General features: G+C 59.2%; 19 protein-coding genes. 6 read left to right on the forward strand and 13 right to left on the reverse strand.

Annotation, left to right across the window (positions count from 1 at the left end; genetic code table 11):
* Positions 1 to 24: 24 nt before the first annotated feature.
* A complete protein-coding gene (locus J1G33_RS04685) occupies positions 25 to 2,412 on the reverse strand; it encodes a TonB-dependent receptor (RefSeq protein WP_223017761.1) in 2,388 nt (795 codons plus the stop codon).
* Positions 2,413 to 2,738: 326 nt separating this feature from the next.
* Between J1G33_RS04685 and J1G33_RS04690 the strand changes: the two genes are divergently transcribed.
* A complete protein-coding gene (locus J1G33_RS04690) occupies positions 2,739 to 3,221 on the forward strand; it encodes a sn-glycerol-3-phosphate transporter (protein ID WP_223017762.1) in 483 nt (160 codons plus the stop codon).
* Positions 3,222 to 3,342: 121 nt separating this feature from the next.
* Here J1G33_RS04690 and J1G33_RS04695 read toward each other — a convergent pair whose 3' ends face one another.
* The 6 genes from J1G33_RS04695 to J1G33_RS04720 form a co-directional block, all read right to left on the reverse strand.
* Positions 3,343 to 4,311, reverse strand: coding sequence for a CDP-6-deoxy-delta-3,4-glucoseen reductase (locus tag J1G33_RS04695; protein ID WP_223017763.1), 969 nt, complete (start codon positions 4,309 to 4,311; stop codon positions 3,343 to 3,345).
* Positions 4,311 to 5,777, reverse strand: a complete 1,467-nt coding sequence (gene ubiD / locus J1G33_RS04700) for a 4-hydroxy-3-polyprenylbenzoate decarboxylase (RefSeq protein ID WP_223017764.1) — start codon at positions 5,775 to 5,777, stop codon at positions 4,311 to 4,313. Before ubiD ends, J1G33_RS04695 begins: the two co-directional genes overlap by 1 nt.
* Positions 5,778 to 5,836: 59 nt before the next feature.
* Complete coding sequence (locus J1G33_RS04705) at positions 5,837 to 7,819, reverse strand: acyltransferase family protein (protein WP_032878812.1); 1,983 nt, start codon at positions 7,817 to 7,819, stop codon at positions 5,837 to 5,839.
* Between the two features lie 156 nt (positions 7,820 to 7,975).
* Positions 7,976 to 9,235, reverse strand: coding sequence for a transcription termination factor Rho (rho, locus tag J1G33_RS04710; protein WP_003176825.1), 1,260 nt, complete (start codon positions 9,233 to 9,235; stop codon positions 7,976 to 7,978).
* A 234-nt stretch (positions 9,236 to 9,469) separates the two neighbouring features.
* Positions 9,470 to 9,799, reverse strand: coding sequence for a thioredoxin TrxA (gene trxA, locus J1G33_RS04715; RefSeq protein WP_032881181.1), 330 nt, complete (start codon positions 9,797 to 9,799; stop codon positions 9,470 to 9,472).
* Between the two features lie 120 nt (positions 9,800 to 9,919).
* Positions 9,920 to 10,615, reverse strand: coding sequence for an FCD domain-containing protein (locus J1G33_RS04720; protein ID WP_032878811.1), 696 nt, complete (start codon positions 10,613 to 10,615; stop codon positions 9,920 to 9,922).
* Between the two features lie 255 nt (positions 10,616 to 10,870).
* Here J1G33_RS04720 and J1G33_RS04725 point away from each other — a divergent pair, with 255 nt between their 5' ends.
* Genes J1G33_RS04725 through J1G33_RS04740 form a run of 4 tightly spaced genes read left to right on the forward strand, consistent with a single transcriptional unit; the run spans position 10,871 to position 13,710 of the window.
* Positions 10,871 to 11,656, forward strand: a complete 786-nt coding sequence (locus tag J1G33_RS04725) for a transporter substrate-binding domain-containing protein (RefSeq protein ID WP_103734179.1) — start codon at positions 10,871 to 10,873, stop codon at positions 11,654 to 11,656.
* 14 nt (positions 11,657 to 11,670) lie between these two features.
* Complete coding sequence (locus J1G33_RS04730) at positions 11,671 to 12,339, forward strand: amino acid ABC transporter permease (RefSeq protein ID WP_032878808.1); 669 nt, start codon at positions 11,671 to 11,673, stop codon at positions 12,337 to 12,339.
* Positions 12,336 to 12,986, forward strand: coding sequence for an amino acid ABC transporter permease (locus tag J1G33_RS04735; protein WP_032878807.1), 651 nt, complete (start codon positions 12,336 to 12,338; stop codon positions 12,984 to 12,986). Before J1G33_RS04730 ends, J1G33_RS04735 begins: the two co-directional genes overlap by 4 nt.
* Positions 12,973 to 13,710 carry an amino acid ABC transporter ATP-binding protein gene (locus tag J1G33_RS04740; RefSeq protein ID WP_223017765.1) on the forward strand — a complete coding sequence of 246 codons (738 nt, stop codon included), beginning with the start codon at positions 12,973 to 12,975 and terminating at the stop codon, positions 13,708 to 13,710. The genes J1G33_RS04735 and J1G33_RS04740 overlap by 14 nt, the downstream gene beginning before the upstream one ends.
* Here the strand turns inward: J1G33_RS04740 and J1G33_RS04745 are convergent.
* From J1G33_RS04745 to J1G33_RS04760, 4 genes are all read right to left on the reverse strand, one after another.
* Positions 13,682 to 14,260 carry a hypothetical protein gene (locus tag J1G33_RS04745; RefSeq protein ID WP_223017766.1) on the reverse strand — a complete coding sequence of 193 codons (579 nt, stop codon included), beginning with the start codon at positions 14,258 to 14,260 and terminating at the stop codon, positions 13,682 to 13,684. The two genes, J1G33_RS04740 and J1G33_RS04745, sit on opposite strands and share 29 nt — an antisense overlap.
* On the reverse strand, positions 14,226 to 16,631 hold the full coding sequence (locus J1G33_RS04750) for a fimbria/pilus outer membrane usher protein (RefSeq protein WP_262416729.1): 2,406 nt from the start codon (positions 16,629 to 16,631) through the stop codon (positions 14,226 to 14,228). The genes J1G33_RS04745 and J1G33_RS04750 overlap by 35 nt, the downstream gene beginning before the upstream one ends.
* 103 nt (positions 16,632 to 16,734) lie before the next feature.
* Complete coding sequence (locus tag J1G33_RS04755; protein WP_256584575.1) at positions 16,735 to 17,421, reverse strand: fimbria/pilus chaperone family protein; 687 nt, start codon at positions 17,419 to 17,421, stop codon at positions 16,735 to 16,737.
* A 121-nt stretch (positions 17,422 to 17,542) separates the two neighbouring features.
* The gene (locus J1G33_RS04760) at positions 17,543 to 18,190 is read right to left on the reverse strand and encodes a DUF1120 domain-containing protein (RefSeq protein ID WP_078822608.1); all 648 of its coding nucleotides are present in this window, start codon (positions 18,188 to 18,190) and stop codon (positions 17,543 to 17,545) included.
* A gap of 479 nt (positions 18,191 to 18,669) precedes the next feature.
* Here J1G33_RS04760 and ppx point away from each other — a divergent pair, with 479 nt between their 5' ends.
* Positions 18,670 to 20,172, forward strand: coding sequence for an exopolyphosphatase (ppx, locus tag J1G33_RS04765; RefSeq protein ID WP_005792416.1), 1,503 nt, complete (start codon positions 18,670 to 18,672; stop codon positions 20,170 to 20,172).
* Between the two features lie 73 nt (positions 20,173 to 20,245).
* Here ppx and ppk1 read toward each other — a convergent pair whose 3' ends face one another.
* Complete coding sequence (gene ppk1 / locus J1G33_RS04770) at positions 20,246 to 22,468, reverse strand: polyphosphate kinase 1 (protein ID WP_005792418.1); 2,223 nt, start codon at positions 22,466 to 22,468, stop codon at positions 20,246 to 20,248.
* Between the two features lie 18 nt (positions 22,469 to 22,486).
* The gene (hemB, locus tag J1G33_RS04775; protein WP_005792419.1) at positions 22,487 to 23,500 is read right to left on the reverse strand and encodes a porphobilinogen synthase; all 1,014 of its coding nucleotides are present in this window, start codon (positions 23,498 to 23,500) and stop codon (positions 22,487 to 22,489) included.
* Positions 23,501 to 23,692: the final 192 nt, after the last annotated feature.

A 23,692-nucleotide genomic window follows, 5' to 3' on the forward strand; every position in this document is an offset into this window, starting at 1 on the left:
GAAAAGCGGTGCGCCTCCTGTGTGTTACCAGTTGTAAGCGACTTTACCGTAATAGAACGCGCCGCTGTAACCGTACGGCGAAAAAGTGCTGTAGGCGAGATTGCCGCCGCTGCTGGCGTAAGCATTAACCTTCTCTGGGTATTTGTCGGTAACGTTGTCGCCACCCAGGGTGAAGGTCCAGTTCTTGAGCTTGTAGTCGGCTGACAGGTCCAGCACCCAGGCGGCCTTGAAAGTCTGGTCGTTGATCTTGTCCGCCTGATAGCTGGTGAACTCGCCATAGCGCACCAGGTTGCTGTGCAGCGCCCACTGGCCGAAGGTGAAGTCGTTGCCCAGGCTCAGTTTGTGCTGGGGTGTGGTGTCGCCCAGCAAGCCGATACGTTCGCGACGGTCCACTCGCACCAGGTTGGCCCCCAGGCTATCGAGTACCGCCGGGTTGGCTTTCACATCGGTGACCTTGGTGTGGTTGTAGTTATAGCCCAGGGTGCTGTTCCAGCGAATGCCGTTATCGAACTGGTAGCGATAATTGGCCACCAGGTCGACCCCATCGGTGCTGGTGTCCGTGGCGTTGGTGAAGTACCGGGCCGTGGTGTAGTTGATATTGCCGACGCCATTGGCTTGCAGGTAAGCCACCGTGGCCGGGTTGAGATTGAGGTTGGAGGACAGGCTGATGCGGTCGCGGATGTCGATGCGGTACACATCGAGCGTGACGGTCAGGTCATCGGCCGGCTCCAGCACCAGGCCGAGGCTGTAGTTGCGCGACTTTTCCGCCTTGAGGTCTTCGGCACCGAGCAGCCGCGCCACCTGACTGTTGGCCGGGAAGGTGCCGGCTTCCTGGATGGTGCTGCCGATCAACTGCGATGAGGTGTAGGCAAAATTCTGCTGGGCCAGGGACGGCGCACGGAAACCGTTGGAGATGCTGCCGCGCAAGGCCACCTGGGGGGTGAAGTCGTAGCGGGCCGACAGCGAGCCGCTGACGTTGGAGCCAAAGTCACTGTAATCCTCATGGCGCACGGCGGCCGAGGCGCTGAGTTTTTCGGTGAAGTTGGTTTCCAGGTCCAGGTACTGCGCCCAATTATGGCGTGTGCTGGTGCCGGCGTCGGCATCGCGGAAACCGCCCAGGCCGGAGCTGCCGGTCTGGTAATAGGACGCTGGCTCGCCCGCCTCGATTTCATAGCCCTGATGCAGGTATTCACCGCCGAACGCCACAGAGACCGGATACGGCAGAAAGCCCACATCGAACTCACGGGACAGGTCCAGGCTGACTTGCTTCTGATCGTTGCTCAGGGTGCCGTTGTTGAATTTACGCGGCGTTGCCAGGCCCAGTGAGGTGTTGATGGTTTCAGTCCCCAGTTCGTACTGGTTCTTGCCGTAGTTGGCCGACAGGTCGTAATGCCAGTCGTAGGCCAGCAGGCCGCGCAGGCCCACTACCAGCGAGGTATCTTCCAGATTGCCTTTGATCAATGGCAGGTAACCGTTGGGGTTGAGTGCCTTGATGTTGTTGGAAGCGTTGCTTGCCCGGTAGAAGGCTGCCGTTTCACCGCGCCGCTTGCTGTAGCCACCGAAGGTGTAGAACTCGGCGGCATCGCTGAAGGAATACTCCGAGTTGAACTGGAGTTTGCCTTCATTGGTGGCCGGCTCACCTTGGCGGAACACACGCTGGCCGTAGGTGGTGGAGCCAATACTGCCGGGGCGGTAGTCGTTACCGGCGCGGTTGGTGTAATCGTTGTCGGCGCCTTCGGCAGACAGGTTGATAAAGCCATTGTCGCCCAATGCCAGGCCCGTATTACCACTGACATTACGCTGGATGCCATCACCCTTTTTGTACTCGCCAAACTTGCTGGACACCGAGCCGCCATGGTCGGCGTTTTTGAGGATCACGTTGATCACCCCGGCGATCGCGTCGGAGCCGTAACGGGCAGAAGCGCCGTCGCGCAGCACCTCGATATGGTCCACCGCCGACAGCGGAATGGCATTCAAGTCTGCCGGGGCCGAACCGCGCCCAACCGCACCGCCCAGGTTGACGAAGGCACTGGCATGGCGGCGCTTGCCGTTGACCAGCACCAGCACCTGGTCCGGCGACAAGCCGCGCAACTGCGCCGGACGCACCAGTTCGGCGCCGTCCACCAGGCTTGGCCGGGGGAAGTTGATCGACGGTATCAGCCGCGCCAATACGGCACCCAGCTCATCGGAGCCAGTACTGCGCAGGGTTTCACCGGAGATTACGTCGATTGGCGACAGCGATGCACTGGCGGTGCGCTCTTGGGCCCGGGTGCCGGTGACGATCACAGTGTCGAGTTTAGGTGCATCAACCGCAGAAGTTTCGTCTGCCAGAACTGGATTGAATCCCACAACGGTCAGCAAATTGGCCGACAAAATCGCCGTGTATAGCGCGTGTTTCCTGTAGCTCCCCATACCGCTCCCCTTTGAATCAAAAATAGAACTGCAATACGCGAAGTTCGTACGATCGATCCGGCTGGCGGGCGGTGGCGGTCAGTATCTGGTTATGGTCGGTGAAGTCGGTAGTCCGTTGCGATATAGCTTAAAGATATTCATCATCCAGAATAAATACCTTAAAAGAATAAGCAAAAGCATAAGCACGCTCGCCCATTCGTCAGGATCCACGCGTCTAATCCCGGTAATTTCAGCCCCGGTTCAGCCTGGGCGCGTGCCAAGCCGTCAAACTGGCGCGCCTGTAACGACCCACTTAGCCGTTCATCAAATCGACTACCGAGGTCGCCATGAAAAAATTCCGATTGCCTGGCCTGTTACTGCTTGCCCAGGCCACCACTGCACTGGCTAGCGAAACGCCAACGGCGACTGACGACAAAGGCTTCTGGTACGCCCAGACAAGCGTCTACACCCGGCACTTTGCACCCGACCCGCAACACAACAACAAACAGGACCTGATCGGCCTGGAGCGCAATGAGGCGTCGGGCCTGGTGTATGGCGGGGTGACCTTTCGCAACTCGTTCCGCCAACGCTCGTACTATGCCTATGCGGGCAAGCGCTACGACATGGCCGACTACCCGGTGTATACGAAGTTGACCGGTGGGTTGATCCAGGGCTATCGCGGCGAGTATCGCGACAAGATCCCCTTGAATCGTTTTGGCGTAGCGCCAGTGATCATTCCGTCCGTGGGTACCCATTACGGGCCGGTCGCGGCGGAGCTGGTGTTGCTGGGGTTCAATGCAGCGATGGTGACGACTGGCTTACGCTTCTGACACGACACTGCCCCCTGTGGGAGCTGGCTTGCCTGCGATAGCGGTGCGCCAGTCGGCAAATGAGACACTGACCCACCGCTATCGCAGGCAAGCCAGCTCCCACATTATTCAGCGCAACACTTCAGGGCCGTGGGGCATAGGCAAAGACATCGGCGCGCATACGGTGCGCATCCATACCGGCATCGACCAATGCATCCAGGGTGCCGTAGATCATTGCTGGCGAACCACTGGCGTAGACATGCACGCTATTGAGGTCGGCAATGTCTTCGCACACCACAGCGTGCAGCAAACCGCAGCGCCCTTCCCAGCCACAGAGGTCGCTGACCACTTTGTGCAGGAACAGATTGGGCAGTTGCAGCCACTGATCCCAGTGCTCGATCTGGTAGAAATCTTCCGGGCGCCGTACGCCCCAGTACAGGTGCACCGGGTGCTTGAAGCCCGAAGCGCGACAGTGCTCGATCAGACTGTGCATCTGCGCCATACCGGTACCGGCGGCCATCAGCACCAGTGGTCCGTCCGGCAACTCGGCCAGGTGGGTGTCACCGAACGGCAGTTCCACACGGGCCATCTGGTTGCGCTGCAATTGTTCGATAAGGTTGCGCGCACTGTCCTCGCGCACCAGCACATGCAGCTCCAACTCACGCCCGGCATGGGGTGCAGAAGCCAGGGAGAACGCCGATTTCTCGCCGTTCTCCCGTTCGAGCATCAAGTATTGCCCGGCGTGGTAACGCACCGCCTTACCGGCCGGGGCGCGCAGGCGCACACGCCAGACATCGCCGCCGACTTCCACGCACTCGATCAATTGGCATGACAATTTGCGCAACGGCAACTCTCCTGGCGCGAGTACGCCATCCCACAACACAATGCAGTCTTCCAGCGGCTCGGCGATGCAGGTATAGAACTCGCCATGGTCGCGCACTTCACCGGCTTGGCTTACCCGGCCCTCCACCAGCAACGCCGCACACACATGGCACACGCCATTGCGGCAGGCCTGGGGGCATTCGTACCCCAGGCGGCGTGCACCTTCGAGGATTCGTTCGCCAGGGACCAGCTCCAGTACAGCGCCGGAAGGTTGCAGGGTTACACGCATCAATCTATTCCCAATTCTTTCCAGATCGCATCGACACGCGCGGTGACGGCTTCATCCTTGACGATCACCCGGCCCCACTCGCGAGTGGTTTCACCCGGCCATTTGTGGGTGGCATCCAGGCCCATTTTCGAACCCAGGCCCGATACCGGCGAGGCAAAGTCGAGGTAGTCGATCGGCGTGTTATCGATCATCACGGTATCGCGCTTGGGGTCCATGCGCGTGGTGATGGCCCAGATCACATCGTTCCAGTCCCGCGCATTGATGTCGTCGTCGGTCACGATAACGAACTTGGTGTACATGAACTGTCGCAAAAACGACCACACACCCAACATGACGCGCTTGGCATGGCCCGGATACGACTTCTTCATGGTCACGATGGCCATGCGGTACGAACAGCCCTCGGGCGGCAGGTAGAAGTCGGTGATTTCCGGAAATTGCTTCTGCAGGATCGGTACGAACACTTCGTTGAGCGCCACTCCGAGAATCGCCGGCTCATCGGGTGGACGCCCCGTGTAGGTACTGTGGTAGATCGGTTTGACCCGATGGGTGATGCGCTCGACGGTGAACACCGGGAAGCTGTCGACTTCGTTGTAATAGCCGGTGTGGTCGCCGTAAGGGCCTTCATCGGCCATCTCACCCGGGTGAATCACGCCCTCGAGGATAATTTCGGCGGTAGCCGGCACCTGCAAGTCGTTACCGCGGCACTTGACCAATTCGGTGCGATTACCGCGCAACAGGCCGGCGAAGGCGTATTCGGACAAGCTATCGGGCACAGGTGTCACGGCGCCGAGAATGGTCGCCGGGTCGGCCCCCAGGGCCACGGACACCGGGAACGGCTTGCCCGGGTGTTTTTCACACCACTCTCTGAAGTCGAGTGCGCCGCCACGGTGGCTCAGCCAACGCATGATCACCTTGTTGCGGCCAATGACTTGCTGACGGTAGATGCCGAGGTTCTGGCGATCCTTGTTCGGGCCTTTGGTGACAGTCAGGCCCCACGTGATCAGCGGGCCGACATCGCCCGGCCAGCACGTCTGGACCGGGAGCATGGCCAAATCGACATCATCGCCTTCGATGACCACTTCCTGGCACACCGCATCCTTGACCACCTTGGGCGCCATGGCGATGATCTTGCGGAAGATCGGCAACTTCGACCAGGCGTCCTTCAAGCCCTTGGGCGGCTCGGGCTTCTTGAGAAACGCCAGCAACTTGCCGATCTCGCGCAGCTCGCTGACCGACTCGGCACCCATGCCGAAGGCTACGCGCTCGGGCGTACCGAACAGGTTGCCCAGCACCGGGATATCAAAGCCGGTCGGGTTTTCGAACAGCAGCGCCGGGCCCTTGTTGCGCAAGGTGCGGTCGCAAATCTCAGTCATTTCCAGTACCGGAGAAATCGGCATCTGGATACGTTTCAACTCTCCGCGCTGCTCAAGTTGCTGCACGAAATCCCGAAGATCCTTGAATTTCATTAACCATGCCACCCGTAAAATAGGCGTACATCCTACCTGCTCTGAGGGCGGCTGGCAGCTTAATTGGCCGTCAAGCTGCGTGATTGCAACGAACTGAACAATGGCTCAAGGAAGGCTTCAATGTGTCGCGCCCCCACGTCTGACAGATGGTTATCGTCGGTATACAGCGCGCGGCCATTGAGTTCGACCCGGCACAAACCATCGGCGCCGCACAGCAGGGGCGCAGGGTCCAGCACCGCGACACCACTGTCGGCAGCCGCCAGTTCGTCAAACAATTGCGTGATGAACGCCTGGCGCTTCACATGCTCGGCCACGGCCAGCCCTTCACCACTCACGGGCCGGTTCATCATCGCCAACCGGCTGAGACGGTAAGGCACGATGATTTCCTGCAGCGGCACTTCCTTGACCAGCCAGACCTTATGGCCGGCAGCACGCAAACCCTGGATGCGTTCACGCAAGCCTTGGGCGAAGCGTTGCTCGGCGACGGCACGCACATACTGGCCAGTGCCGGGGTCTTTGAGCGCATGCTCCTTGTCACCCGACATTTGCCCATACACATACAGGCTCCAGCGGGCGGCCAACACCACATCGCTGAATGTCTGCTCAGCCATGGCCTTCTCGACGCGACGGTTGAAATGCGCGCAGCGGGCAATATTCTCCAGGCCATCGAGGGGAATACAGCCGGCAAAACTGGCTTCGACCAGGCTGATATCGTGACGATCAGCGCCCTCTTTGAGTGCCGGTATCAGCGCGGTAGCGTGACTGTCACCCCATACCAACGCTGAAACCGATTGGTCTTTGGGGCCGAAATGGCAGAACAAGCGTTCATCGGGCGTATCTTTGTCGGCCATGCACGCCAGCAGGTCCGGGCTCCACTTCTTGGCTTGGGCAAAGCGCAACGCCTGCTCGGACAAGCGCGAAGGCACGCCGTCAGCTTCGCGTATCGCAAGGCCAGTGAAGCCCAGCCCCAGAATGCCGACCATGGCTGACGCCAGAATCGCCTTACGCGAAGCCAGCAAACGTTTTTCCCGGAACGGCGTTTCCACGAAGCGCCAGGACAGATAGCCCAGCACCAGCGAAAGCAGCATCAGCCCCGCCAGTTCCAGCGCGCTCAAGCCATCCACCGCGGCGTAGTTGGCGTACACGAATACCGGCCAGTGCCAGAGGTACCAGGAATAAGAGATCAGCCCGATACCCACCATGATCCGCGTGCCCAACAGGCGAGCGACCCAAGTCTGTTGCTGGCCGTTGGCCCAGATCAACCCGACCACACCCAGCACAGGCAACAACGCAGTCGCGCCTGGGAACGGCGTTTTCGCGTCGTAACCCAATACAGCGATGAGGATCAATGCCAGGGAAGCCAGGCTGATTCCTTGCGCCAAGGCCGGCGAGGCGCGCCATTCACGCTTGGGCTGCACCGCCAGCATCGCACCGGCCAGTAGCTCCCAGGCCCGCAGATGCAACAGGAAGAAAGCTTTCTGTGGCTCATGCTGAACCGCCCAGACGCTCATGCCAAACGACGCCAGCAGCACCGCGAACAATGCCAGGCGCCAGTGCTTCAAACGGCTGGAAAGCAAGGTCAGCAGCAATGGGAAGAAAATATAGAACTGCTCTTCTACCGCCAATGACCAGGTATGCAGCAAGGGCTTGATGTCCGATGAGGCATCGAAATAGCCGTGCTGGCGCGAGAACAACAGGTTCGAGGTAAAGGTCACCTGATAATGCGCAGACCGCCCCAACTCTTCATAGTCCTTGGGCGCCAACAGAAACCAACCCACTGCCAGTGTCGCGGCGATCATCACAAACAGCGCGGGCAAGATACGTCGGGCACGGCGAGCCCAGAAGTCGATGAAACTGAAGCGTCCAGCTTGACGCTCTCGCCAGATAATTGACGTGATTAGAAAGCCCGAGATGACGAAGAAGACGTCAACGCCAACAAAACCGCCAGTAATGCCAGGGACACCAAAGTGGAACAACACGACTGCAAGGACAGCGATGGCACGCAGGCCATCGATGTCTCTGCGGTAAGCAAGGGTGGTCATAAGAATGTGGTCAGTCTGCGACGAAAGGGATGAGCGAAGTCACGCGTCAATTTTTGTTACTTAACGGATACTTATGCCACAAAAATCGCAGAATCTCGACGCAAAAAAAATGGCGCCCCATTAAGGGCGCCATTTTTTTGGACCTGAAACGCTGTATTACTTGCGTTTCATCGACAGGAAGAACTCGTCGTTGGTCTTGGTGGTTTTCAGCTTGTCGATCAGAAACTCGATGGCAGCCACTTCGTCCATCGGATGCAGCAGCTTGCGCAGGATCCACATACGCTGCAGCTCGTCGTCAGCGGTCAGCAACTCTTCGCGGCGAGTGCCGGAGCGGTTGATGTTGATCGCCGGGAACACACGCTTTTCAGCAATGCGACGGTCCAGGGGCAGCTCCATGTTGCCGGTACCCTTGAACTCTTCGTAGATCACTTCGTCCATCTTCGAGCCGGTTTCAACCAGCGCGGTGGCGATAATGGTCAGCGAGCCGCCTTCTTCGATGTTGCGCGCGGCGCCGAAGAAACGTTTCGGTTTCTCCAGGGCGTGGGCATCGACACCACCGGTCAATACCTTGCCGGAGCTCGGGATCACAGTGTTGTAGGCACGGGCCAGACGGGTGATGGAGTCGAGCAGGATCACCACGTCCTTCTTGTGTTCGACCAGGCGCTTGGCCTTTTCGATCACCATTTCGGCTACCTGCACGTGGCGGGTTGGCGGCTCATCGAACGTCGAGGCAACCACTTCGCCGCGCACGGTGCGCTGCATCTCGGTCACTTCTTCCGGACGCTCATCGATCAACAGTACGATCAGGTGAACTTCAGGATTGTTACGGGCGATGTTCGCTGCAATGTTCTGCAGCATGATCGTTTTACCGGCTTTCGGCGGTGCGACGATCAGGCCACGCTGGCCTTTGCCGATCGGGGCGCACAGGTCGATCACACGACCGGTCAAGTCTTCGGTGGAACCGTTACCGGCTTCCATCTTCATGCGCACGGTCGGGAACAGCGGGGTCAGGTTCTCGAAGAGAATCTTGTTTTTCGCGTTCTCGGGGCGATCGAAGTTGATCGTGTCGACCTTGAGCAGGGCGAAATACCGCTCGCCCTCCTTCGGAGGACGGATCTTGCCAACGATGGTGTCACCGGTGCGCAAGTTGAAGCGACGGATCTGGCTCGGCGAGACATAGATATCGTCTGGGCCGGCGAGATAGGAAGCGTCTGCGGAGCGGAGGAAGCCGAAGCCGTCCTGGAGAATCTCCAGCACGCCATCACCGGAGATTTCCTCGCCGCTTTTCGCGTGCTTCTTGAGCAGGGAGAAAATCACGTCCTGCTTGCGCGAACGGGCCATATTTTCTATGCCCATTTCTTCGGCCAGTTGGAGCAGGTCGGTAATCGGCTTTTGCTTGAGTTCAGTCAGATTCATATAGGAATGACGTAATCATTTATGGAGGGGGGAAATTAAGCTTTTGGCTTAATGAGGCCGCGCCGCAGAGAAGGCGACAGGATCGCGTACTAATCGAAAAGGAATGCGTCGGCGACGGCTTGCAGGGGGCAGTGGAGAAACCAGTGCGGGGCCGAATGTACCACCTGAGTTTCGGAGCGTCTAGCCCTGCTTTACGAAAAAGCCCCGAGATTTTCGGGGCTTTTTTGACGACGCTTAGATGTTCGCGTCGAGGAATGCAGCCAGTTGCGACTTGGACAGCGCGCCAACCTTGGTGGCCTCGACGTTGCCGTTCTTGAACAGCATCAGGGTCGGAATACCACGCACGCCGTGCTTGGCCGGGGTTTCCTGGTTTTCGTCGATGTTCAGTTTGGCAATGGTCAGTTTGCCTTCGTAGGTGGTTGCAATGTCGTCCAGAACCGGAGCGATCATTTTGCAAGGGCCGCACCATTCAGCCCAGTAGTCAACCAGCACCGGGCCAGCAGCCTTGAGTACTTCGGCCTCAAAGGTCGCGTCGGTGACGTGCTTGATAAGATCGTTGCTCATGGATGTCTCCGGATTGTAAGCAAAAAAAACGTTGCCCATCATAGCTGCCCTTCCCTCGTTCAGGAAGCCGCCTCTGATTGAGTCTTGCTATGGCGTTGCATGAGTGGGGATATAGCCAACTCATGGCGTCACGGCAGTCACAAACACGATGCCTGTTCGCAACGCCGCATTGCGAACGTGTTCCTGCATGGTTTTCTGCGCTGCCGCACTGCTGCGCCGGGCCAAGGCGCGCAGGATTTTGCGATGCTCCTGCCAGGTCTCCATGGCTCGCTCCGGCCGGATGAACGGTAGTTTCTGGCTCTCCAGAAACACCTCGGCGCTGGCACTGAGAATACTCACCATGGCCTGGTTGCCGCTGGCCAACAGGATGCGCTGGTGAAATTCAAAGTCCAGCCGGGCGGCGGCTTCGAAGTCACCCGCTTTGAGGACCTTGCGCATCGCCTCGACATTGTCTTCCAGGCTGTCGAGCTCGTTCGTGGTCAATGTGACTGCCGCCAAACCCGCAGCGAACCCTTCAAGCGCGTAACGCAGTTGGAAGATGTCCAGCGGTGTGGCCTGCGCCGCAAACGGCCAGGCGAGCTCGGATGGCGGGTCCGGCGCCAGCACGAACACGCCCTTGCCCGGCTGTACACTGACCACACCCAATGCGCTCAAGGACGATAAGGCCTCGCGCAACGACGCCCGGCTCACGCCCAACCGCATCGCCAAATCGCGTTGCGAAGGCAATGCCTCGCCCGGCCCAAAGCCTTGCTCCTTTATCAGTTTGCGGATGGCTTGCAAGGCCGCTTCCGGTACGGCTTGGGCAATGGAATTCATAAAAAACTCAAGGTTCCCGTCAGCTGAAGAGCTAGTTGTAAAGCTATTGAAGTCTGTCGGCAAGCCACGCCCCAAAGGGGCCCGTGCGTTTTTTACGGCGCTCGAAAAGGGTGCGAAAAATCTCGCAACTGTTCAGACCAGTAAGACCATGACACTTCAACGAATCCGTGCCTTACAGACCATTCCGAGAGAGCTGGCATGGGCTGTGCACTGAGCAAACTCAGAAAATTCCTTCGCCTTTTTCGGAGAGTTGCCATGACCAAGCGCTACAGCGCCCTGCTCACTGCCCTGTTTGCCAGCCTGATGCTGAGCCAGGCACCCGCCCAGGCTAATGGTCTGGACGATATCGTCGCCCGTGGCACCCTCAAGGTCGCCGTGCCCCAGGACTTCCCGCCGTTTGGTTCGGTCGGCCCCAACATGCAGCCACGTGGCCTGGACATCGACACCGCCAAGCTGCTGGCCGACCAGCTCAAGGTCAAGCTGGAACTGACCCCGGTCAACAGCACCAACCGCATTCCGTTCCTTACCACCGGCAAGGTGGACCTTGTGATCTCCAGCCTGGGCAAAAACCCCGAACGCGAAAAGGTCATTGATTTCTCCAAGGCTTACGCGCCGTTCTACCTCGCGGTGTTCGGCCCACCCGAGGCGGCAATCAGCACGATCGACGACCTCAAGGGCAAGACCATCAGCGTAACCCGCGGCGCCATCGAGGATATCGAGCTGACCGCCGTGGCGCCCAAGGAAGCCACGATCAAGCGCTTTGAGGACAACAACTCAACCATCGCCGCTTACCTGGCCGGCCAGGTCGACCTGATCGCCAGCGGCAACGTGGTCATGGTCGCAATCAGCGAACGCAACCCCAAACGCGTCCCCGCGCTGAAGGTGAAGCTCAAGGATTCGCCGGTGTACGTAGGCGTGAACAAGAACGAGCCGGCGCTGCTGGAGAAGGTCAACCAGATCCTGGTTGCGGCCAAGGCGGACGGCAGCCTGGAAAAAAACGCACTGCAGTGGCTCAAAGAACCGCTGCCTGCTGACCTCTGAGGCGGAGTTGAACGATGGCCTATCAATTCGACTTTGTGCCGGTGCTGGCCAATACCGACCTGCTGCTGCGCGGCGCGTTGTTTACCCTTGAACTGACGGCCATCGGCGCCCTCCTTGGGGTTGCCCTGGGCACCGTCGGTGCCGTGGTGCGGGCGTGGAAGATCCAGCCGTTTGCATGGATCTTTGGTGTGTATGTCGAATTGATCCGCAACACGCCGTTTCTGGTGCAGTTGTTCTTTATTTTCTTCGGCCTGCCGTCCCTGGGGTTGAAAATCACCGAGTGGCAAGCCGCTGTGCTGGCAATGGTGATCAACCTGGGGGCGTACTCCACCGAGATCATCCGCGCCGGGATCCAGGCCATCCCGCGCGGGCAATTGGAAGCCGCCGCCGCGCTGGCGATGACGCGCTTCGAAGCGTTCCGTCACGTGGTACTGCTACCGGCGCTGGGCAAGGTGTGGCCGGCCCTGAGCAGCCAGATCATCATTGTGATGCTCGGTTCGGCGGTGTGTTCGCAGATCGCCACCGAAGAATTGAGCTTTGCCGCCAACTTTATCCAGTCGCGTAATTTCCGCGCCTTTGAAACCTATGCCCTGACCACCCTGGTGTATCTGTGCATGGCGCTGCTGATTCGCCAACTGCTCAACTGGATCGGCCGGCGGTTTGTGATGAGGAACAGTCGATGAGTGAGTTCACCCTCTGGGACATCGTGCGCAACCTGCTCACTGGCCTGCAGTGGACCCTGCTGCTGTCACTGGTAGCATTTGTGGGCGGTGGCCTGATCGGCCTGCTGGTGATGACGATGCGCATCAGCCGCAAAGCTTTCCCACGCAATATTGCCCGCACCTATATCGAACTGTTCCAGGGCACGCCCTTGCTGATGCAGTTGTTCCTGGTGTTTTTCGGCGTTGCCCTGCTTGGCGTGGACATATCGCCCTGGCTGGCAGCTGCAATCGCATTGACCCTGTTCACCAGCGCTTACCTGGCCGAAATCTGGCGCGGTTGCGTGGACTCCATCGCCCATGGCCAATGGGAAGCCTCGGCCAGTCTGGCCCTGAACCCTTTTGAGCAACTGCGTTTTGTGATCCTGCCCCAAGCGCTGCGCATTGCCGTTGCGCCAACGGTGGGTTTCTCGGTGCAGGTGGTCAAAGGCACCGCCGTGACCTCGATCATCGGCTTCACCGAACTGACCAAGACCGGCGGCATGCTCGCCAACGCCACCTTCGAGCCGTTTATGGTCTACGGCTTGGTGGCCCTCGGTTATTTCCTGCTCTGCTACCCCTTGTCCCTCAGTGCGCGCTACCTGGAAAGGAGACTGCATGCCTCTGCTTAGAATTTCTGCCCTGCATAAGTATTACGGCGATCATCACGTCCTTAAGGGCATCGACCTGACGGTGGAAGAAGGCCAGGTTGTGGCGATCATCGGCCGTAGCGGCTCGGGCAAGTCCACCTTGCTGCGTACCCTCAATGGCCTGGAGTCGATCAATGACGGTGTGATCGAAGTCGATGGCGAATACCTTGATGCCGCCCGCGCCGACCTGCGCAGCCTAAGGCAGAAAGTCGGCATGGTGTTCCAGCAGTTCAACCTGTTCCCGCACCTGAGCGTCGGCGAAAACGTGATGCTGGCACCACAAGTGGTGCAAAAAGTGCCCAAGGCCAAAGCGGTACAGTTGGCCAGGCAAATGCTCGAACGCGTTGGGCTGGGCGAGAAGTTCGACGCCTTCCCCGATCGGCTGTCCGGTGGTCAGCAGCAACGGGTCGCCATTGCCCGCGCGCTGGCCATGTCACCCAAGGTGCTGTTGTGCGATGAGATTACCTCGGCCCTGGACCCGGAGTTGGTCAATGAGGTGCTCAGCGTGGTGCGTCAACTGGCCCAGGACGGCATGACGCTGATCATGGTCACCCACGAAATGCGCTTTGCCCGGGAAGTTGGCGACAAATTGGTGTTCATGCACCAAGGCAAAGTGCATGAAACCGGCGACCCGAAGGTGTTGTTTGCCAACCCTAGTACCGTAGAGCTCGCCAACTTCATTGGCTCGGTTGAACAGCCGGGCTGACCAGTTCAAAAATGCCCCGTGCCTCCAGGTGCGTCTCCCTGCGCACCGACAAGGCATCGAAGGGCAATTGGGTATCGATATCGACCTGGGCGGTGAGTCGCCGCCCTACCACCGGCCCCCCTGCTGCTCGAGCCACCAAAACCTGGCCGGGCAACAACTGGCCTCTGTCCGCCTCACCTGGCACGTGGGCAGCCGACCACCCGACGGTACGCCCATCTACCTGGGCATGCTTGATACTCAGCCGCAAATGCCCCTCGCGACCGAACCGAAATCCCTGCCCATCGGCTGCCGCGCCAACAAAACGCAACGCCATGGCCGCAGGCTCGGCGCAGAGTACATTGACACTCAACGAGCGGGTTGCCAGTACCACGGAAGTGGTTTCAACCAGGGCATCCCTGCGTATCTGGCCATAGTCGATACGCGGCTGGCCCAGCGACAGGTGGCAGTTCTCAGCCATCGCATCAAGCGGCGCCAGCAGTGTGCAAAACAGCGCCAAGGGCGGGCTCAGGGCCTTTTTAATCACCTCGGCATACCGCCGATGCGGCTTCATAAAATTTGTCATTGTCAGGCTTGGCCTCAGGGTCAATGTGCAGTAGGCAAGTGGAAGAGTCCGGCAATGAAACCCGCAAGCTTTGCGACTCCGTAACGTCGTTGAGGAAAATCATGCCCTCACCTACTACGCTGGTGAGAAAGCGGTTGCCCTTGCCCAATACCGAAGCGCCCTGAGGTAACGGTCGGCCGTGCTGATCGCTCGCAGTCACCAGCATTCGGCGTACTTTCACTACGTCAAAATCCACGGTATTGAACGAACCTCGGCCCGCCGTAAGCACTTGGGTGCCGTTTTTCAGGTCCACTCGTTTGGGCAAGGATTGAGTCTGCACTTCGACTCGGCTGTTGGTGTAGGCCGGCAAGCCCGCGATCACCGCTTGGCCTTTGAAGTCGGTCCAGACAGGGCCTTGCGGCGTCTGGATTTTTGCGGAGCCGATATCGCCGACCGAGACGATGCCGAACGTGTCTTGCACGCTATAAGGCGACAAGGTCACCCCGCCTTCATGCGCCACTGCACCGCCCCGCAACTGCCCGGTATAGCTGGTGCCCAGGGAATCGCGGCTGACGCCCAGGCCCACTTGGGTATAGCGCGGCAACAGGTCCACCCGCCCGCGCACTGACTGCTCCCGGGCCCGCATGTCACGCTCGATGCCGACTTCGTAATTCACATACTCGTTGACCCTTTCGCTGAGCGCGGTACCCGCAGTGAAGTGGTCCCCACGGCGGCTCGTGAAGCTGCTCACACGCCGATCCCCGCCCAGCGGCACGCTGACCTGCAACCGCAAGGACAAGTCGTGATCCAAGGCACTGTCACGCCGGCTGCCATCCAGTGGGGCGTCTCGGCGGGCCCGCGTACCGCCCACTTGCGAGTCCGCGATAAATGCGACATCGACGCGACCGAACGACTTATTCCAGGAGGCGAATACGTGCTCGCTCGTCTGCCCGCCAAATTGAGCACTGCGAGTGTAGTTCAGCGAAAATATGCCCAGTGTGGGGTCGGCCCAGCTCATGCCCGCGGTGTATTGGTTCTTGAAGTGCGAGTTCAGCTCATCGCCCCTGAGCGACCGACCTGCCTCAGTGACCTCGCGATAACCGCGCGTCTGGGTGGTTGCACTTAAGTTGACATCTAGATCGGCAACCAGTGGGCTACTCACGGAGACGCTGCTGCGTGACCCGGACACCGCGTTGTGGCTGTCTCGGGACAGGTTATGTCGTGCGCTCACAGAGACCCGCTGGAAAAATACACTGCTCAGAGTGCCACCTGCGGCCCAATAGTCATCGGTACTCAACAAGCCAAAACCCGCAGACGCATCGCGCCCCAGCCCCCAGGTGCCACTGCCCATGGCGACCACCGGTGATGGCCCCTCTTCACCTGCAGTTTTGCGCAGCTGGCCAATCGAAAAGTAATAGCCCGGCGCCGATGGGGCAGCACCCGCGAACGAAGCCGCCGGCACGACAAAACTGCGCCTGGCGCCACGCACGTCAATCACACTGACATCAAGGTCACTGGTGCCATTGAGCAGCGGTACCCCCGTCAACCGAAACGGCCCTTCGGGCACCAATGTACTGTGGATCAACACCCCGGACTGGCGCACTTCAACTCGCGACTGGCTTTGGGCCAAGCCTTCGACCACCGCATTATTGCCGCCCGCCGGGGCCCTGGACTGCCCATCAGGGGAGAACTGCAAGCCGGACAGCTGGATCCCGCCAAACAGCGGGTTATTACTGGAGAGCTGGCCCACCTGGAAGGTCGACTGCAACGCGGCGATATCCCGTTGGGCATAGGCATGCAGGTGCTCGGTACGGGTATGGCCGTTGTCGGACACATAGAACTGGCGACTGCGAACAATCCAGTCATCCAGGTTGAAGCCCGCTTCGGTATAGGCCGACACGAACCGGGTCGGGCCGCTACGCGAGTGGCTGTCATAACCCAGTACGTCATAGTTGAACAACGCGGCCGCGCCGCCCCGGGAAGAACGCCCGCTCTCCCATTCGGGTTCACGCAAAGCCTGGGTCGGCACCACCAGCGCCACTTCGTCAGTACCGGGGCGCAAGCGCACCATGGTCGCCGGGAACGCACCGAGGAAGTCATGACACGCCTGATCGGGCGTGGCGCCTTCTCGAATGATCTCCCGAGGCTTTACCAACCCCGCCTTCTCCAGCAACCCGGGAGTGAAACACAGCCCTCCCTGCGAATCGAACAGAGCATCGACCAGCCCAAGGGGATTGCCATTGACGCGCAATCCCACCACTTGAATACCTTCACGAAAGCGCGCCGCACTGCGAAAGTAATCGGAGACCTGGGGGTCTATGCCGTGGGTCGTCAGCGCAGCCAGGTCAAATCCCTCACCAAGCTCCAGCGCAGCCGTCATGCCAGGCAAACCCCATAGCACCGTGAGCCCAATGAACAATCTGGATTTGCAGGGCCGGAACGGGCCAGCAATACCGCGCGCCGAAGAAACGATCATGAACCGATCAACGCGCATCTGTGTTGACCGGTGCACGGTAGCTATCTACCGAAAATCCATAGACCGTGGCGGGTTGAATCTCAACCTGCGCCACATCGCTCAAAGCACCGTCAACCTTCAACGCCAATGCCTCACCCGGCAAGACATAGGTGCGCGGCAGTGTGGCTTGAACGCCTTGTGGAAGCAGCTGCACATGCGGCGCCAGGCGTACGACGTAAGCGCTGTCGTTGTGGACGGTGAGTCGCTCTGCGACCCGTTCCCACCTCAGCAGCTCCCACGGCGTTTGGTGGCGTGGCAAGTCTTTGGGATGCAGGATCAACGGCAGATTCTGCCGAAGAGTGATACCGATGGTCGCACCATCCGCGGCACGCGCCTGGGGAATGCCCTCAAAAGATACGCGCTTGAGCCGTTGGGTCTTGAGCGGCTGCTTCAACGTGCTGATGAAACGCACCAGTTGCGTATCCCCCGCTTCCACACGGGTAATGGGAGGCGTGACAATCAGTAGCGGCTCCAGATCTTCAGGCACGTTTTCAATAACAGAATGAAGCAACGCCGGCCCTGCATCGGTGTTCTTGATATTGATCGAGGCTTCGCCAACTTCTTCGTAAAGCACGACCACAGTTGTTTCCGGCAACATCCCGTCCGCCGTAGCAACCACACTGAAAAACACACTCCATAGCCACGTAAGACTTATTAAAAAAACACGCACTCAATATTCCCCACAACTTATGAAGTTGACGTTTGGCCATCCAACGCCCAAAGAAAAACAGCCAACAAGAAAGGGTTGGCTTTCTTGATCGGCTGCTTTCGGTTGTTTAGATGTAACTCAATACAAGCGTGGCGCGCCCATCTATGGAGATGTCGCGGCTCAGGTCCAAGTCCTGGGCCTTGTTGATCACTGCTTTCACCGCCACCGTGGCGGTCAGTTGGCTAATAGCGGCAGGGGTGACAGTCACGCTATTACGCCAGGAGTACTGACTGGGCGATTGGGCAACCCTGCCGTCGCTGTTCTGCCAGGCACCGAGCCCGGTGCGCATGATCGGAAACAACGTTGTTCCGGTAGAGCGGAGGTCCCTGAGGGTGACCGAATAGCCACCAGTGCGCCGGGACGCTGCCATCCCCAGACCGAAATTCTGCGCTTCGGAAAAGCCCGCCCCCAGGATGCCTGCCACCTTGCTCCCCGCTTGCAGATCTGTAAAGGTGAGCCCGAACCTGGCAGGCGTAGTGCCGCAATTGATAACCAGAGACGTGGTCCTCTCTTCACGGGGGTTGAATGCCGTGCGAGACAATTCGCCGGAGCGAATAGTGCCGTAGTCGATGATGCCACTGCCCGCCAGGCTGAGGTTGCACGCCGCAGGCGTGATCGTCCCCCTGACGACTAACTGGGCGCTCGTGTTTGCCTGAACCTGCAGGGTCGCAGCCAGACATGCGATGCCGAAAGTCAATCCAATAATTTTTTTCATGTTCGTCCTGTCACTTGAAGTTAGCAGGCGCTCTTTATTTTGGTTTTGGCGACTCCGTCGCCCAACAGCTTATTATCCCTGATACAAAAACTATAAATAAATAACACCCCGGCAGAATTGCCGAGTGACAGTCTGGCGCGTAGATGCCCGGATAAAAAATCAGACAGCACGGTATTTATTGTAGGCTCCAGCCAGCATAAAAATTACTTTAACCTATCGACCTTGTAGTCTTGAGCAAGATATAGAACAACATCTAGCCCCACTCACTGTAGGAGAAATTATCTAAATACTTACAACTGCATCCGGTTAAAACGTCTTACATCGTCGAAAAGTTTGTTTGCTGGAAACTTGCGAAGCAGCCCTGAACTTTCAAAAATTTTCCTACAGACCACATCGGGAAAATTACCGAAGCACAACGCGTTGGCTCCAGCGGTCGATCGTGGCACGATGGCAAGGTTATCGACCGAGATCCCCAAACCATGCCGCAATCCCAAGCCAAGAATCTGTCCTTGATCGCCGCCATCGACCTGGGCTCCAACAGCTTTCACATGGTCGTGGCCAAGGCCCAGAACGGTGAGATCCGCATCCTTGAGCGGCTCGGCGAAAAAGTGCAACTGGCCGCCGGGATCGACGACGAGCGCAAGCTCAATGAAGAATCCATGCAGCGCGGGCTCGACTGCCTCAAGCGATTTGCGCAATTGATCAATGGCATGCCGCCTGGCGCCGTACGCATCGTCGGCACCAACGCGTTGCGCGAAGCCCGAAACCGCAATGAGTTTATCCATCGTGCCGAGGAAATCCTCGGGCACCCGGTGGAAGTTATCTCTGGCCGTGAAGAGGCGCGCCTGATCTACCTCGGCGTTTCCCACACACTGGCCGACACGCCCGGCAAACGCCTGGTGGCGGACATTGGTGGCGGCAGTACCGAGTTCATCATCGGCCAGCGTTTCGAGCCACTGCTGCGTGAAAGCCTGCAGATGGGATGCGTGAGCTTCACTCAACGTTACTTCAAGGATGGCAAGATCACGCCGGCGCGCTATGCCCAGGCTTACACGGCGGCGCGGCTGGAGATCATGAGCATTGAACATGCCCTGCACCGCCTGACCTGGGATGAAGCCATCGGCTCGTCCGGCACCATCCGCGCCATCGGTCTGGCCTTGAAGGCTGGCGGCCATGGCACTGGCGAGGTGAATGCCGAAGGTCTGGCGTGGCTCAAGCGCAAGCTGTTCAAGCTGGGGGATGCGGAGAAAATCGACTTCGACGGCATCAAACCTGATCGACGCGCCATTTTCCCTGCGGGCCTGGCGATTCTCGAAGCCATCTTCGACGCCCTCGAACTGCAACGCATGGACCACTGTGACGGCGCCCTGCGCGAAGGCGTGCTCTATGACCTGCTGGGCCGTCATCACCACGAAGACGTGCGCGAGCGCACCCTCAGCTCGCTGATGGAGCGCTACCACGTCGATCTGGAACAAGCCGCCCGCGTGGAGCGTAAAGCCTTGCACGCTTTCGACCAGGTGGCCGCCGATTGGGACCTGGAAGACGGCGTCTGGCGCGAGCTGCTGGGCTGGGCTGCCAAGGTGCATGAAGTGGGCCTGGACATCGCCCACTACCATTACCACAAGCACGGCGCCTACCTGATCGAGCACTCGGACCTGGCTGGGTTCTCCCGCGAAGACCAACAGATGCTCGCGCTGCTGGTGCGCGGCCATCGCCGCAATATTCCCAAGGACAAATTTGCCGAATTCGGCAAAGACGGCATCAAGCTGATTCGCCTGTGCGCGCTGTTGCGCTTTGCAATCCTGTTCCACCACATTCGTGGCACCCAGGAAATGCCCCAGGTAAAACTGCGCGCTGCTGATGACAGCCTGGAAGTGATCTTCCCCAAGGGCTGGCTGGATGAAAACCAGCTGACCCAGGCGGACTTCGCCCAGGAAGCGGAATGGCTGACGCGGGTGGGGTTCAGCCTGAACCTGCGCTAAAGCACACTGCAAAACAAATGTGGGAGGGAGCAAGCCCCCTCCCACATTTTTTAGACCTTGCTGGTGCTGGGTTTTAGTTCACCGCAAGAATCGGGCTACCCAACTTCTCCAGCAACGTCGCCTGCGCGCTGCGCGGGTTCTGGTTGCCGGTCGGGGTGTTGCGTACATAACGCCCGTCCGACTGCAGGCTCCAGCTGTGGGTGTTGTCGGTAAGGTAGCTTTCCAGCTCCTTCTTGACCCGCATGATCAGCTTCTTGCCTTCTACCGGGAAGCAGGTCTCCACACGCTTATCGAGGTTGCGTTCCATCCAGTCGGCGCTGGAGAGGAACATCTGCTCTTCACCACCGTTGAGGAAGTAGAACACACGGGTGTGCTCCAGGAAGCGGCCGATGATCGAGCGCACGTGGATGTTATGCGACACGCCGACAATACCCGGGCGCAGGCAGCACATGCCACGCACCACCAAATCAATGCGCACGCCCGACTGGCTGGCCTTGTACAGCGCGCGGATGATCTTCGGATCGGTCAGCGAGTTGAACTTGGCGATGATGTGCGCCGGCTTGCCATCGAGGGCAAACTGGGTCTCGCGGGCAATCATGTCGAGCATGCCCTTCTTGAGGGTGAACGGCGCGTGCAGCAGCTTTTTCATGCGCAAGGTCTTGCCCATGCCGATGAGCTGGCTGAACAACTTGCCGACGTCTTCGCACAGTGCGTCGTCGGATGTCAGCAGGCTGTAGTCGGTGTAGAGCTTGGCGTTGCCGGCGTGGTAGTTGCCGGTGCCCAAGTGGGCGTAGCGCACGATCTCACCGGCTTCACGGCGCAGGATCAGCATCATCTTGGCGTGGGTCTTGAAACCGACCACGCCGTAGATCACCACCGCACCGGCCGCTTGCAGACGGCTGGCCAGTTGCAGGTTGGACTCTTCGTCGAAACGCGCACGCAGCTCGATCACCGCGGTGACTTCCTTGCCGTTACGCGCCGCATCTACCAGCGCATCGACGATTTCCGAGTTGGCGCCACTGCGGTAGAGGGTCTGGCGCACGGCCAGAACATGCGGGTCCTTGGCGGCCTGGCGCAGCAGGTCGACCACTGGGGTGAACGACTCGAAGGGGTGCAGCAATAGAATGTCCTGCTTGCTCACAACGCTGAAGATGTTCTCGCTGTTTTGCAGCAGTTTCGGGATCTGTGGCGTGAACGGCTTGTATTGCAGCTCAGGATGGCTGTCCAGGCCGGTAATGCTGAACAGGCGCGTCAGGTTCACCGGGCCGTTGACCTGGTACAACTCGGATTCGGCGAGGTTGAACTGCTTGAGCAGGTAGTCCGACAGGTGTTTGGGGCAGGTGTCCGCCACTTCCAGACGCACCGCATCGCCATAACGCCGCGAGAACAACTCGCCACGCAGGGCGCGAGCCAAGTCTTCGACGTCTTCGGAATCCAGTGCCAGGTCGGCGTTACGGGTCAGGCGGAACTGGTAGCAGCCCTTGACCTTCATGCCCTGGAACAGGTCATCGGCGTGAGCATGGATCATCGACGACAGGAATACATAGTTGTCGCCAGCGCCCCCTACCTCTTCCGGTACCTTGATGATGCGTGGCAACAGACGCGGGGCCGGGATAATCGCCAGACCCGAATCGCGACCGAAGGCATCGATACCTTCAAGCTCGACGATGAAGTTGAGGCTCTTGTTCACCAGCAGTGGGAACGGGTGCGTAGGGTCCAGGCCGATGGGGGTAATGATCGGCGAAATCTCGTCCCGGAAGTAACGGCGCACCCAGGTCTTGATCTTGGCGGTCCAGTGACGACGACGAATGAAGCGGACCTGATGCTTTTCCAGTTCCGGCAGCAGGATGTCGTTGAGGATTGCGTACTGGCGGTCCACATGACCATGTACCAGCTCACTGATGCGCGCCAACGCCTGGTGCGGTTGCAGGCCGTCGGCCCCGGCTTGTTCACGGGCGAAGGTGATCTGCTTCTTGAGGCCGGCAACGCGAATCTCGAAGAACTCATCCAGGTTGCTGGAGAAGATCAGCAGGAATTTCAGCCGCTCCAGCAACGGGTAGGACTCATCCAGCGCCTGCTCCAGCACGCGGATGTTGAATTGCAGTTGTGACAACTCGCGATGGATGTACAGGCTGCTGTCATCCAGGTTGGTGACCACGGCCACCGGTGCCGGCGCAGGTGCTTCGGCAACCACCGCTGGCGGGGCAGGCTCCAGCTCCGGCGGGGTCTGGGAAACTTGTTCAACCACCGGGTGAGCGTCTTTTACGGCAACTTCGGAGAGTCCTTCGGTATTCATCGAGTGTTCCTGTGAGGGCTATTGTTGCTCTCTAAGCAATTGGGCAGCGCGGGCGGCGAAGTAGGTCAGAATGCCATCAGCGCCGGCACGTTTAAAGGCAGTCAGGGATTCGAGGATCACCCCTTCACTCAACCAACCATTCTGGATCGCCGCCATGTGCATGGCGTATTCACCGCTGACCTGATAGACAAAGGTCGGCACTTTGAATTCCTCTTTGACCCGATAAAGGATGTCCAGGTACGGCATCCCGGGCTTGACCATCACCATATCTGCGCCTTCGGCCAGGTCGGCCGCCACTTCGTGCAGCGCTTCCTGGCTATTGGCCGGGTCCATCTGGTACGAAGCCTTGTTGGCCTTGCCCAGGTTCAGCGCCGACCCCACCGCATCGCGAAAGGGGCCGTAATAGGCGCTGGCGTATTTGGCCGAGTAGGCCATGATTCGTACATTGACGTGACCGGCCAGCTCAAGGGCTTCGCGAATCGCCTGGATACGCCCGTCCATCATGTCCGACGGCGCAACCACCTGGGCGCCCGCCGCTGCGTGCGACAAAGCCTGCTTGACCAGTGCATCGACGGTGATGTCGTTCTGAACATAACCCTCTTCGTCAAGAATGCCATCCTGGCCGTGCGTAGTGAACGGGTCCAACGCCACGTCAGTGATCACCCCAAGCTCCGGGAAGCGCTCGCGCAGGGCACGGGTGGCGCGCTGCGCGATCCCTTGCGGGTTCCAGGCTTCGGCGGCGTCCAGAGACTTGAGCTGCGGTGGGGTCACCGGAAACAGCGCCAGTGCCGGGATCCCCAGTTCGACCCAACCGGCCGCCTCGATCAGCAACTGATCAATGGTCAAACGCTCCACACCCGGCATCGAGGCGACTGCTTCCCGACGATTTTCACCGTCGAGCACAAAGACCGGCAGGATGAGATCGTTCGTCGTCAGTACATTTTCACGTACCAGGCGGCGAGAAAAATCATCACGACGATTGCGACGCAGACGAGTGGCGGGGAACAGGCGATTGGCAGGGGTAAAGCTCACGACAGACTCCTGAGCCCGCGTTTACGGGCGAGCGTTGCAGTTATAAGCGGCCATTATGACGAAGGAATGACAGTTGTGCTTATCGATGCGACCTGTAGTCGCATTCGTCATTTATGTAGGAATTGTTCACTTCGTGACACATCTCGATACTTTCATGAATCTTCGTGAAGGCGTAGGCTGCGCGTTCATTTC

It is taken from the genome of Pseudomonas sp. P867, from assembly GCF_019891455.1.
Classification (GTDB): Bacteria; Pseudomonadota; Gammaproteobacteria; order Pseudomonadales; family Pseudomonadaceae; genus Aquipseudomonas; species Aquipseudomonas synxantha_A.

Excerpts from the sequence above, each read along its gene's own strand:
- J1G33_RS04705 (WP_032878812.1), bottom strand. The coding sequence starts at position 7,819 with ATGACCACCCTTGCTTACCGCAGAGACATCGATGGCCTGCGTGCCATC.
- J1G33_RS04745 (WP_223017766.1), bottom strand. The coding sequence starts at position 14,260 with ATGAAGCCGCATCGGCGGTATGCCGAGGTGATTAAAAAGGCCCTGAGC.
- J1G33_RS04720 (WP_032878811.1), bottom strand. The coding sequence starts at position 10,615 with ATGAATTCCATTGCCCAAGCCGTACCGGAAGCGGCCTTGCAAGCCATC.
- J1G33_RS04725 (WP_103734179.1), top strand. The coding sequence starts at position 10,871 with ATGACCAAGCGCTACAGCGCCCTGCTCACTGCCCTGTTTGCCAGCCTG.
- J1G33_RS04690 (WP_223017762.1), top strand. The coding sequence starts at position 2,739 with ATGAAAAAATTCCGATTGCCTGGCCTGTTACTGCTTGCCCAGGCCACC.
- J1G33_RS04685 (WP_223017761.1), bottom strand. The coding sequence starts at position 2,412 with ATGGGGAGCTACAGGAAACACGCGCTATACACGGCGATTTTGTCGGCC.
- J1G33_RS04695 (WP_223017763.1), bottom strand. The coding sequence starts at position 4,311 with ATGCGTGTAACCCTGCAACCTTCCGGCGCTGTACTGGAGCTGGTCCCT.
- J1G33_RS04760 (WP_078822608.1), bottom strand. The coding sequence starts at position 18,190 with ATGAAAAAAATTATTGGATTGACTTTCGGCATCGCATGTCTGGCTGCG.
- J1G33_RS04730 (WP_032878808.1), top strand. The coding sequence starts at position 11,671 with ATGGCCTATCAATTCGACTTTGTGCCGGTGCTGGCCAATACCGACCTG.
- ubiD (WP_223017764.1), bottom strand. The coding sequence starts at position 5,777 with ATGAAATTCAAGGATCTTCGGGATTTCGTGCAGCAACTTGAGCAGCGC.
- J1G33_RS04750 (WP_262416729.1), bottom strand. The coding sequence starts at position 16,631 with ATGACGGCTGCGCTGGAGCTTGGTGAGGGATTTGACCTGGCTGCGCTG.
- ppk1 (WP_005792418.1), bottom strand. The coding sequence starts at position 22,468 with ATGAATACCGAAGGACTCTCCGAAGTTGCCGTAAAAGACGCTCACCCG.
- rho (WP_003176825.1), bottom strand. The coding sequence starts at position 9,235 with ATGAATCTGACTGAACTCAAGCAAAAGCCGATTACCGACCTGCTCCAA.
- J1G33_RS04735 (WP_032878807.1), top strand. The coding sequence starts at position 12,336 with ATGAGTGAGTTCACCCTCTGGGACATCGTGCGCAACCTGCTCACTGGC.
- trxA (WP_032881181.1), bottom strand. The coding sequence starts at position 9,799 with ATGAGCAACGATCTTATCAAGCACGTCACCGACGCGACCTTTGAGGCC.
- J1G33_RS04740 (WP_223017765.1), top strand. The coding sequence starts at position 12,973 with ATGCCTCTGCTTAGAATTTCTGCCCTGCATAAGTATTACGGCGATCAT.
- ppx (WP_005792416.1), top strand. The coding sequence starts at position 18,670 with ATGCCGCAATCCCAAGCCAAGAATCTGTCCTTGATCGCCGCCATCGAC.